Annotated in this window: 11 protein-coding genes and 1 tRNA gene; 10 read left to right on the top strand and 2 right to left on the bottom strand. The window is 36.8% G+C overall.

Annotation, left to right across the window (positions count from 1 at the left end):
* The first annotated feature begins 32 nt into the window (after positions 1–32).
* The 5 genes from trxA (at position 33) to B3C16_RS02320 (ending at position 5,940) form a co-directional block, all read left to right on the top strand.
* The gene (gene trxA, locus B3C16_RS02340; RefSeq protein WP_121312549.1) at positions 33–350 is read left to right on the top strand and encodes a thioredoxin; all 318 of its coding nucleotides are present in this window, start codon (positions 33–35) and stop codon (positions 348–350) included.
* A 245-nt stretch (positions 351–595) separates the two neighbouring features.
* Positions 596–1,522 carry a DUF58 domain-containing protein gene (locus tag B3C16_RS02335; RefSeq protein WP_291128402.1) on the top strand — a complete coding sequence of 309 codons (927 nt, stop codon included), beginning with the start codon at positions 596–598 and terminating at the stop codon, positions 1,520–1,522.
* Between the two features lie 86 nt (positions 1,523–1,608).
* Positions 1,609–1,682 (top strand) — tRNA-Asp (locus B3C16_RS02330).
* Positions 1,683–2,045: 363 nt separating this feature from the next.
* On the top strand, positions 2,046–5,345 hold the full coding sequence (locus tag B3C16_RS02325; protein WP_291128401.1) for a DUF7619 domain-containing protein: 3,300 nt from the start codon (positions 2,046–2,048) through the stop codon (positions 5,343–5,345).
* 118 nt (positions 5,346–5,463) lie between these two features.
* Positions 5,464–5,940: a hypothetical protein gene (locus B3C16_RS02320; protein ID WP_291128398.1), complete on the top strand. Its 477-nt coding sequence runs from the start codon at positions 5,464–5,466 to the stop codon at positions 5,938–5,940.
* A 114-nt stretch (positions 5,941–6,054) separates the two neighbouring features.
* Here B3C16_RS02320 and B3C16_RS02315 read toward each other — a convergent pair whose 3' ends face one another.
* Entirely contained in the window at positions 6,055–7,188 is a 1,134-nt protein-coding gene (locus B3C16_RS02315; RefSeq protein ID WP_291128396.1) for a glycosyltransferase family 2 protein, read from the bottom strand.
* Positions 7,179–8,102, bottom strand: a complete 924-nt coding sequence (locus B3C16_RS02310) for a lysylphosphatidylglycerol synthase domain-containing protein (RefSeq protein ID WP_121314977.1) — start codon at positions 8,100–8,102, stop codon at positions 7,179–7,181. Before B3C16_RS02310 ends, B3C16_RS02315 begins: the two co-directional genes overlap by 10 nt.
* A gap of 97 nt (positions 8,103–8,199) precedes the next feature.
* On the opposite strand from B3C16_RS02310, the gene ruvC reads away from it, so the two are divergent.
* From ruvC to B3C16_RS02285, 5 genes are all read left to right on the top strand, one after another.
* The gene (ruvC, locus tag B3C16_RS02305) at positions 8,200–8,751 is read left to right on the top strand and encodes a crossover junction endodeoxyribonuclease RuvC (RefSeq protein ID WP_291128392.1); all 552 of its coding nucleotides are present in this window, start codon (positions 8,200–8,202) and stop codon (positions 8,749–8,751) included.
* Between the two features lie 64 nt (positions 8,752–8,815).
* Complete coding sequence (gene hemW, locus B3C16_RS02300) at positions 8,816–9,949, top strand: radical SAM family heme chaperone HemW (RefSeq protein ID WP_291128390.1); 1,134 nt, start codon at positions 8,816–8,818, stop codon at positions 9,947–9,949.
* A gap of 246 nt (positions 9,950–10,195) precedes the next feature.
* The gene (locus B3C16_RS02295; protein ID WP_291128387.1) at positions 10,196–10,960 is read left to right on the top strand and encodes a cyclase family protein; all 765 of its coding nucleotides are present in this window, start codon (positions 10,196–10,198) and stop codon (positions 10,958–10,960) included.
* Between the two features lie 73 nt (positions 10,961–11,033).
* On the top strand, positions 11,034–11,435 hold the full coding sequence (locus tag B3C16_RS02290) for a GNAT family N-acetyltransferase (RefSeq protein WP_291128385.1): 402 nt from the start codon (positions 11,034–11,036) through the stop codon (positions 11,433–11,435).
* A complete protein-coding gene (locus B3C16_RS02285) occupies positions 11,432–11,803 on the top strand; it encodes an MmcQ/YjbR family DNA-binding protein (RefSeq protein WP_121312579.1) in 372 nt (123 codons plus the stop codon). The genes B3C16_RS02290 and B3C16_RS02285 overlap by 4 nt, the downstream gene beginning before the upstream one ends.
* Positions 11,804–11,816: the final 13 nt, after the last annotated feature.

The following is an 11,816-nucleotide window of genomic DNA, read 5'->3' as shown; positions in this document are numbered from 1 at the left end:
CAAATAAATAAAGTAATTTAAAAATATAAAATATGGCTTTAGCAATTACAGATGCTACTTTTGACGAAGTAGTATTAAAATCAGATAAACCGGTAGTAGTAGATTTTTGGGCAGCTTGGTGTGGTCCATGTCGCATGGTTGGTCCGGTTATCGACGAAATATCTTCAGAATACGAAGGGAAAGCAGTCGTTGGAAAAGTTGACGTTGATGCAAACCAAGAGTTCGCTGCCAAATATGGCGTTCGTAACATTCCAACAGTATTGGTTTTCCAAAACGGAGAAGTAGTAGGACGTCAAGTAGGCGTTGCTCCTAAAAAGACTTATACCGATGCTATCGATGCATTGTTGTAATATACAATGAAAAAGAAATCAAGGTCTAACGAGAGTTAGGCCTTTTTTTATGATTAGAAGCAAACGATAGCTTTTTTTAGGAAATATAGACCCGCTGTCCGCGCTACACGGTAGCCAGCTCCCATCGGGGCTAGCGTTCACATTTTACCATTTACAGGATAACTTTTTTAAACTTTTCAGTTCTTTCAATTTTCGCTATATTTGACACGAGCCTTGCGAAAGCATGGCGAACTGACGAAGTAATTATGAAGATTGAAGAACAAAAAGAACTCGTTTCCGGATTTAAACATCTCGAATTACTGGCCAATCAAGTAGTGGAAGGATTTATTTCGGGCATGCACAAATCACCATTTCATGGTTTTTCGGCCGAATTTGCGGAGCATAAAGTCTATAATGCAGGCGAAAGTACTAAGCATATCGATTGGAAATTATTTGCCAAAACGGACCGATTGTACACCAAAAAATTTGAAGAAGAAACCAATCTGCGATGCCATTTAATTATCGACAATTCGTCTTCAATGCATTATCCGAAGTTGAAAAGTGACGTGCCATTTTACCACAATAAAATTGGCTTTTCGGTATTGGCTTCAGCTGTTCTAATGAATTTATTGAAGAAGCAGCGCGATGCAGTTGGACTAAGTGTCTATTCGGATACCTATGAATATTACGCGCCCGAAAAAGGCAGTGATCGTCATCATCGAATGATTTTAAATACTTTGGAGAATCTTTTAGAGAAACCAAAGGAATCTAAAAACACCGATACCGTTACCTTTTTACATCAAATAGCCGAAAAGATTCACCGTCGTTCGATGATAATCTTGTTTACCGATATGTTTCAAACGGGTAATAATGAAGCGCTTTTTAATGCGTTACAACATTTGAAACACAACAAACATAAAGTGGTTGTCTTTCACGTAATTGATAAAAAAACGGAAATCAACTTCAATTTCGACAATGCGCCGAGGAAATTCATCGATTTAGAAACCGGTGAAGCCATTAATATTTTTGCCGATACGGTAAAAGAAGCCTACGAAGAAAAGGTTAATGACTATTTCAAATCTTTAGCGATGACTTGTGCGCAAAACAAAATTAAGTATGTTCCGGTCGCTGTAGAGGAAAGTTTTGAAAAAATTTTAACGACATACTTGGTTGAAAAACAAATGTTTGGTTAGAATTAAGAAATAGAGTTTGTTTTTTTTGATAAAAAAAGTTGCAGGAATCAAAATCAGTTGTATATTTGCAACCGCAATTAAGCGATGGTTTGGTAGTTCAGTTGGTTAGAATACATGCCTGTCACGCATGGGGTCGCGGGTTCGAGTCCCGTCCAGACCGCTAAAATTGGGAAAGGTTTTCAGAGATGAAAACCTTTTTTGCCCAAAATAGGTTTTTGAAAAATCTGTTTAGGTTCCAATAAAGTATCTAAGATTAGTTGTGTTGTTTCGCTACGACTTTGTAACTCGTAGCAGGTTTAGTAGTTAGACCAATGAAAAGCTTTCCACTTTATTGTGGATGGCTTTTTTGCTTTATACCACTTTAGGCTACTTGTTTTTTTGGCTTTAAGCATAAAAGTAAACATCATAGGCTTCAATAATTTGTTTTTTTCTTGTAATTGATTGAAAATTTGTAACTTGTCTTGCCTTTTGAGTATAATGATATTTGCGGGCAATTATCAATCAACCAAACCAATTTTCACCGATGAAAAAACTATTACTAACCCTTGCTTTATTTTTTTCAACTGCAATTTTATTAGCCCAAAACTTTAATCAACCCACAGAATTCAACAATGTCTGCGATGATAACAATGATGGAATAGCCTCTTTTTGGCTTGGAGAAATCTCATTTGAAATCCTTGGCAATTTAAATGCCCAAGACTATTTGATTACCCATCACGAAACGCAAACGGATGCGACCGTAGGAACCAATGCGTTGTCAAGTCCTTACATGAATATAAATCCTTTTACACAAACCATTTTTGTTAGAATAGTGACTGTTGCTACCAGTGAAGTTATGATTTTGACTTATAACCTGAATGTTAATTCAGGACCACAAGCTCCAACGGTAACAGTCACCAATTGCGCCAGCGTAACTACTAGTTTTCCTTGTTGGGATTTAACTACTGTTGAGGCTCAAATTGTTCAAGGGCAAGTTTCGGTGTTTGTTACATATTATCAAACTTTAGCCGATGCCCAAACTGGAAATAATCCTATTCAAAATCCAAGTTGCTATCTCAGTCCGGTTATGGCTCCAAATCAACCACCGGTTTATTACCGATCAGTTTTTGCCGGGAGTGGTTGTTTTTCTGTCGGTATGATTGAATTGATTACCATTACCTGTGAAAACACAAATTGTCCTGCACCAACGCAGTTAATAGTAAACAGTATTACACCGACTTCAGCAGTAATTGGTTGGACAGCCAATGCCAATGAGTCTTCATGGAATATCATGATTTCTACCAATGGCGAAACAACGGCAACTATTTTTACTCAAGTAAATCCATTTGTTTTAACCGATTTAGCTTGTGGTTCAACCTATGTCTTTTCAGTAAGTGCCAATTGTGACAATAATGGAACGAGTGCCTATGCAGAATGGATTACTTTTGATATTGGACCTTGTGCACCTCAAGCCGGGCAACCTTTTAATTTAATTCAATGTGGAGATACTGCTCAAGCCTGTTTTGATCTCACTTCAAATGATGGTTATATCATGGGTACTTTAAATCCTTCAGAATACACCATCACTTATCATTTATCTCAAGCTGACGCCGATAATGATGCAGCTGCTATTTCTAATCCGGCTAATTTTTGCGCCCAACATGGTCAGGTTATTTATGCGCGACTGGAAGATAATGCCACAATGGAACATCAAGTTTTTGGGTTTGCATTAGTCGTAGAAACTTTTTCAAACAATGTCCTTTTACTTAGCAACATGCAACAGTGTGACGATAATAATGACAGCATAGTCACTTTTGATTTAACTTCGGTTCAGGCGCAAATCAATTCCACCAATGCTTTGGAATATTATCCGAGTTTAGCCAATGCCCAAAATCAAGTCGTGCCGTTTACCAATCCTTCATCTTTAAATATTGGGATTCAAAGTCCAATTACCAATGTTTTTGTTCGGGAAATTGTGCCTAATGGTTGTGATATTATTCATACATTCCAATTGCAAGTCTATGCCAATTGTAATTTAGCCTCTACTTGTGTTGGTGCAAATTCTTTGTGTAATTCTTTGGGCGTTCCTTTTCAGAATACAACCATGATGAGTTCGACTGGAGCTTTTGGTTGTTTAGTTACCACGCCAAATCAAACTTGGTTTTATTTGCCAATAAGCGGAGCAGGAACTATTAATTTACAAATTTCACAAACTTCTGTAAATGGAGTACAATCAGATGTGGATTATATCGTTTACGGCCCATTTTCTTCTTTGTCTAATGCTTGTAGTCAAATATCGCCAAATAACATAGTTAGTTGTAGTTACTCAACTGCAGCAATTGAATATCCTATAATTCCAAATGGACAACCGGGAGAATACTATTTATTGATGGTCACTAATTTTAGTAATCAACAGGGATTAATAACTATAAATGAACTCTCCAGTTCTCTTGGTGCCATAGATTGTTCCGGTTTGACATTGAATGCCTTTTTAGATGCTAACAATAACGGAACACACGACAACGGTGAACAAAATTTCCCATTAGGACAATTTACTTATGAAATCAACGACAATGGAAATGTTCACAATATAGTTTCTCCAACCGGAATCTATAATATTTATGATACTAATGGATCAAATTCCTATGATTTGAGTTATGCGATTGACCCTAACTATATTGCTTCTTATGGTATTACAACCGCTTCTTACAGCAATGTAAATGTAATAATCGGTGCCGGCATGCAAACCTATAATTTCCCGATTACGATAACGCAAACTTATAATGATTTGGCGGTAACGATAGTTCCGATAAATGCTCCAAGACCAGGATTTAATTATACGAATAAAATAGTTTATACCAATAATGGAAATCAAACTATTGCTTCCGGAACAGTGACTTTCAATCACGATGCTTTAGTTTCAATCATCGCAAATTCACAAGCGGGAACAACGCCAATTGCAAATGGTTTTACGTATAGTTTCACCAACTTGTTGCCTTTCGAGTCAAGAGAAATGACGGTTGTGATGCAAGTGCCGACGATACCAACGGTAAACATTGACGGATTATTAACCAATACCGCTTCTATTGTTCCGCTTACCGGTGATGTAGTTCCGGAGAATAATTCGGCAGCCAACACCCAAATCATTATTGGAGCTTATGACCCGAATGACAAAATGGAAGCCCATGGCGAAAGAATACTGCATTCGACATTTACACCAAACGATTTCTTAACGTATACGATTCGTTTTGAAAATACCGGAACTGCCGATGCGATTAACGTTAGAATTAACGATGTTTTAAATTCGCAATTGGATGTGAATAGCGTTAGAATGATTAGCGCCAGCCATTCGTATGTTATGGACAGAATAGGGAATAATATCAATTGGTATTTTGATGACATTATGTTGCCGCCATCTGTAGCCGATACGAACATAGGAAAAGGTTATATTACTTTTATGGTTAAACCAATGCCGGGTTATGCCGTAGGCGATATCATTCCGAATACGGCTTCGATTTACTTCGATTTCAATCCGGCGATTGTTACCAATACATTCAATACTGAATTTGTACAACAATTAAGCGTTGGCGAATTTGAAAATGCAGATTTTGTATTCTATCCAAATCCGGTGTCAGATATCGTAACCATTACCGTTAAAAACAATGGAACAATCAATAACATTGCCGTTTACGATGTGTCAGGTAAAATGATTATGGCGCAAAAATCCGCTAATTCTTTATCCACTCAAATGTTAGACTTGTCTTCTGTTTCCAAAGGAATGTATCTTTTAGAAGTGACAACCGATGCTAACTTGAAAGTAGTGAAGAAATTGATAGTAGAATAATTTTTAAGTTCTAAATAACAAGGCCTTCTTTCGAGAAGGCTTTTCTTTTTTGGGCAAACCGTAGCTTCGTGAATATAATTTCTTATTTTTGAAACTGTTAATCCGATGGAAACCTTACATGAAAAAAGCATTCGCTTTATTTTTACTAACCTTATGTATTTCCTGCCAATACTTGGAGAAGAAAGTGCCTTCCGAACAAGAATTGTTAGACAAGCAAATGCAAGAAATCAATTGGAAAGAAGTCGATGAATATCCTTCTGTAGGCGATTGTGAAAAATTAACAGATGCCAACCAACGCAAACAATGTTTTTTCGACTTTTTAACCGCTACAATCGAACAAAAACTAGCCATTGATACTTTGGCGACAATGTTTCCAAAATTAGACACGATAGAAGTCAGAGTGACTGTCTTACCCGATGCCACTTTAGAATTCAAACCCGAATTCCCAAAAGATTCCGTAGCCTACGACACCATCAAAATCGACAGTATTCTTCGTGCGCGTCTAATCGATTTTCCCAAAGTAAATCCGGCTTTAAAAAGAGGTATTCCGGTCAAAACACAGTTTGTGCTTCCGGTGATTATTAAGCAGGAATAATTTTTTTAGGAGCTTTTTCCGGCTTTACGTTACAATCTTTTTATAGTTTGTCACCCTGAGCGCCGTCGAAGGGCTTTTTACAAACTATAAAAAGGATTTTCACTGCTATCCGGGCTATTTAGAAAATTGTCTGCCTTTCCAAGAAAAACTACCAAACAAAGAATAAATCCCAACCAAACTCGAGTAAAAAGGATAAATAATGCTGGTCGCTAAAGGCAAAATCCATTTTCCTTTTAATAAATAGCGGTTGGTTTTATAAAGCAACCAATAATCCACCAAATATTTAGCCGAAAACACACCAAGCAATAGGCGTAAGTCAAATATCCCGATTACAGACAACAGACAACCGACAACCAACCCAACATTCATCATTAGTATGATAACCGCTAAAAACTTCGCATAAGTACTTTGGTAGCCGGTAGTTTTGCTTGCCCAACGAACGCGCTGCATAAAGAAGTGAAACAAATCGTTTTCAGGTTTGGTTTTAACGATACTTTCCGTGTTTTTTAGGTAATGAATTTTGTCCAAATGATGCTTTGTCGCTTTTTGCAATAAGAAGACATCATCGCCACTCGCCATTGTGTCATTGCTGTTAAAACCATCCAATTCGTTGAAGAGTTTTTTGGTGTAGGCAAAATTAGCGCCATTACACATAAACGGTTTCCCAATCCCAAAACTGCCTATCGTTGTGCCCTGCAAACTCAATAAATCTAGTTGTTGGAACTTGTGAAACCAGTTGTTTTTTGTTTTATAAGCGACAGCGCCAACAATCATTTCGGGTTGGTTTTTTTGAATGTAATCGTCTAAAGTCAGCAACCAATTTTTAGGTACAGTACAATCGGCATCAGTGGTAATAATCCAATCGTGTTTGATAATCGGAACCGCGCGTCCAATCGCATCTTTTTTGGGTGAATTCGACAAACGTAAATTCTCTAAAAGTGTCGTATCCAAAAACTCATGCTCTAATCGCCATTTGATACAAACACGCTCCGAACTGTCGGTCGAGAAATCATCGACCATCACAATCTCGATTAATTTATAGGGATAATTGAGCTTCGAAAAGGATGCTAATAATTTAGGCAAATTCTTTTCCTCATTGCGAAACGGAAGAATAATGGAAAAAGCCGTTTTGGGTTCAACATCCGTTCTTTTAAAAGATTTCACTTTGTCATAACCCAAAATCAATTGAACCATTAGGATGACATAAAGTAATAATACCAAGTAAAGCGCAATTGTAATTAATTCCATTTCGGTTTAAATTTTAAGACAAAATAACTTCCGATAACCACCGGTAAAACGACATTTAAAAACCACATCAAAGTGGAAATAAAAACAACAATCCATTCGTTAACACCCAATTTTCCGAAGAAAAAAATCGCGACACTTCCTTTTACAGCAAAGTCTAAAAACTGAAAACTCGGTAAAGAAGAAGCCAAAAAATAAACCGCCGCAATCGATGCCATCATTGTTAGATATGGTAAATCTACATCAAAAGCCAGAAATAAAAAATAGTATTGGTGCGAAAAAACCAAGTAACGCCCAATAGCCAAGAGTATATTTTTGCTGTGAATGGTTTTCGGGATTTCGTTGATTTTGGCTAAAATTTTTTCAATGGAATAGCCCTTGACTTTTATTGATTTCGTCAAAAAAGAGATTCCGAAAAATAAAATACAAAATCCAACAATAATTAAAGCCCAAAACTTATAACCCAAAATCCATAAACCAATCGTCCCGAAAATAACTGTCAAAATCATTTGGATTCCGTTGCAAATCAAGTTGAGGAAAATGATTTTTTTGGTTTTCTTTTTGTCAAAATACAACGCTTTTCCGGCATACTCGCCTAACCCATTGGGCGTAAAAATTCCCGCAGTTAAAGCACCAAGCACTTGTTTAGTCGATTCGCCTACGGAAATCGGTTTGATGAAAGAAACCAGATTTTGCCATTTCAAGATTTCTAAATAACGATTGGCAACACTAAAGGAAAGTAAGAACAGTATTCCTAAAACTGATTGTTTTTCTTTGACTAAAGTGCTGAACTTTTTCCAATCGAGTTGGTCATTATTCGCCAATTGGTCATAGATAAAATAAAAAGCAGCAGTTACAATCAAAAGTTTGATTAAAAAAACGACGAATTGTTTAGCTTTGTGAGGAATTGCAATCATTGTTGCAAAAGTAGGTAAATGGATTTGAAGATTTGAAGATTTGAGAATTTGAAAATAAATTAAACCGACAACCCACAACTGACAACTGACAACGAAAATGAACGAACGCATCATATTAGGAATTGACCCAGGAACAACCATTATGGGTTTTGGGTTAATCAAAGTAGTCAACAAAAAAATGGAGTTCCTTCAGTTGAACGAACTCATTTTGAGCAAATATGATGACCATTACACCAAGCTGAAAGTCATTTTTGAGCGCACCATCGAACTCATCGAAACCCATCATCCTGATGAAATAGCGATTGAAGCACCATTTTTCGGAAAGAATGTGCAATCGATGTTGAAGTTAGGAAGAGCGCAAGGCGTGGCAATGGCCGCAGGTTTATCACGTCAAATTCCCATCACCGAATACGAACCCAAAAAGATAAAAATGGCCATCACCGGCAACGGAAATGCCAGCAAAGAGCAAGTGGCTAAAATGCTCCAACAGCTTTTAGGCTTGAAAGAATTACCCAAAAATCTCGATTCAACCGATGGTTTAGCGGCGGCGGTTTGTCATTTTTTCAACTCGGGTAAAGTAACCGGAACAAAAAGTTATACCGGTTGGGATGCTTTTGTAAAACAGAATGAAGAACGAATAAAAAAATAGTGTTCAGTATTTAGTGCTCAGTAAAAAGTTCTGACCACTAAATACTGACCACTGACCACTAAACATGAGCGGCATCTACATCCATATTCCTTTCTGCAAACAAGCTTGTCATTACTGTGACTTTCATTTTTCGACTTCCTTAAAGAAAAAAGACGAAATGGTTTTGGCTTTGGCCAAAGAAATAAAAATGCGTAAAAGTGAATTTGAAGATGAGGTTGTCGAAACCATTTATTTCGGCGGCGGAACACCAAGTATATTGTCCATTGCAGATTTAGAGTTGTTGATTGATGCCGTTTATCAAAATTATACTGTTGTCGACAATCCCGAAATCACTGTCGAAGCCAATCCCGATGATTTAACCGAAGAACGAATAACTGAATTATCCAATAACCGAATCAACCGTTTGTCCATCGGAATCCAATCTTTTTTTGAAGATGATTTAAAGCTGATGAATCGCGCGCACAATGTGGAAGAAGCCAAAAAGTGTTTGGAAATCGCCACGCAATATTTCGACAATATTACCATCGATTTGATTTACGGCATGCCGAACATGAGTAATGAAAAATGGCTTCAGAATATCGAAATGGCTTTGTCTTATAATATTCCACACATTTCGAGTTATGCTTTGACTGTCGAGCCAAAAACGGCTTTGGACCTATTCATCAAGCAAGGCATCATTCCGCAATTGGATGACGAATTGGCACAAGAACACTTCAATATTTTGGTAGACAAGTTAGAGGAAAACGGATTCATACATTATGAATTGTCCAATTTTGGAAAAGAGAACTATTTTTCTAAAAACAATTCCAGTTATTGGTTGGGCAAAAAATATATCGGAATCGGTCCGTCAGCACACAGTTATGATGGCGAAAAACGCGGTTGGAATGTGTCTAATAATTCACTTTACTTAAAATCTTTAGCCGAAAATCAATTGCCGATTGAAACCGAAACCTTAACCAAAACAGATCGGTATAACGAATACATCATGACCGGTTTGCGCACCATTTGGGGCGTTTCTTTGGATAGAATCGAAACCGAATTTGGGCCAAAATACCTTGACTATTTGAATCAACAATCTGCTAAATACATCGAAGATCATTTGCTTTTTGTAGATGACAATGTTTTGCGAACTACCAAAAGCGGTAAGTTTTTAGGAGACGGAATTGCAAGTGATTTGTTTTTGCTAAATTTGGAATGATTTAACCGCAAAGCTCGCAAAGATTACGCAAAGAATAAGATAATTATGATAGAGAATGGATTGTCTGAAGTGTATTTGACTTTGCTTTTTTGTTTATAAAACATTGTATACTAGCATTTTAGATTACAATTACTAAGGGTGTTTGTTTTGTGAAATGATAAAAAAACGGAATAAAAAGAATTGTAAATAATCTTTAAACCTTTGCAAGCTCTGCGTAATTCTTTGCGAGCTTTGCGGTTAAACAATATGATAGCAATAATAAACAACTTCCAAATCGACTTATCAAAACCCATTGATATCTCTATTCCATTATCCAATACCGATGCCAATCCGATTGCGTGGTATATTGAAAAACCCGAAATTGAACCGGTTAAATTTGGCGATTGGGTTGGAAAAGTATCCGAAGGCAGTTCGACCAACTTCAACAATATTTTCTTCAATCCACACGGACACGGTACGCACACCGAATGTCTCGGACATATTACCAAAGAATTTTACAGCATCAATCAATGTTTGAAGCAGTTTTTCTTTACGGCAGAATTGATTTCAATTGAGCCCGAAAGGATAGTTGATGATTTAATTATCACTAAATTTCAAATAGCCTCCGCTTTGGCTGGTAAAACACCAGAAGCCATTGTCATTCGGACTTTGCCCAATGAAATAAGTAAAAAAAATAAAAATTATTCACGCACTAATCCGCCCTATTTATCAGAAGAGGCTTCGATTTTCATTCGAGAAAGCGGCATCAAACATTTGCTGATTGATTTGCCAAGTGTCGATAGGGAAGAAGACGAAGGGAAATTATTAGCACACAAAGCCTTTTGGAATGTCAAAAATGTCAACAATCTCAATACAGATGCTCGATTGGATTGTACAATTACCGAAATGATTTATGTAAACGACGAAGTTCAAGATGGAAGTTATATGCTGAATTTGCAAATTGCTTCTTTTGAAAATGATGCATCGCCAAGTAAACCTGTTCTTTATAGTATTCAGTGTTCAGTAGAATAACGTAGAGAACAAAACCCAATATTTGAAACTTAAACGATTTAACTGATTACTAAAAATTGACCACTGACCACTAATGATCACTGTTTCAACCGATAAAAATAAGCTTGACGTTCCATTTATCCAAAACTTCCTGAAAGATATTTATTGGGCAGCCGGAAGAACGATTGAAGAGGTACAAACTACGATTGATGCTTCGGTTTGCTTCGGGATTTATTTGGATGACAAACAAATTGGCTTTGCCAGAGTGATTACGGATTATGCCGTTTTTGCTTATTTGATGGATGTATTTATTGACGAACAACATAGGGGAAATGGTTATTCTTCTCTGTTGATTGAAACAATGATGAAAGAACCCCAATTACAACAAGTCAAGATTTGGCGTTTGGCAACGTCTGACGCCCATTTTTTATATGAAAAATTTGGATTTACAGCCTTGGCGCATCCCGAAAAAATGATGGAAAAAGTAATACCATGAACATACAACAACTCTACGAATTTTGCCTTTCTAAAAAAGGTGTAACTGAACACTTTCCGTTTGATGAAGACACTTTGGTGTTTAAAGTCGGCGGCAAAATGTTTTGCCTAACTTCGCTTAAGGAATGGGAAAAAGAAACACCATCACTCAATTTAAAATGTGATCCGGAACGCGCCGAAGAATTACGTGCCGAATACGACGCCATTAAGCCCGGTTATCACATGAGTAAAATCCATTGGAATACGGTTGATTTCCATGGCGATGTTTCGGATAAAATGATGTGCGAATTGATAAATCATTCCTATGAATTGGTTTTCAAAAGTTTGACTAAAAAAATTCAAAACGAAATTCTCGAAAATGAGAATTAGGCATTACTTTTGC

The sequence above is a fragment of the Flavobacterium sp. UBA7682 genome (genome assembly GCF_002482945.1).
Classification (GTDB): domain Bacteria; phylum Bacteroidota; class Bacteroidia; order Flavobacteriales; family Flavobacteriaceae; genus Flavobacterium.
The sequence above is the reverse complement of the archived record's forward strand: the minus strand, read 5'-3'. Positions and strand labels throughout refer to the sequence as shown.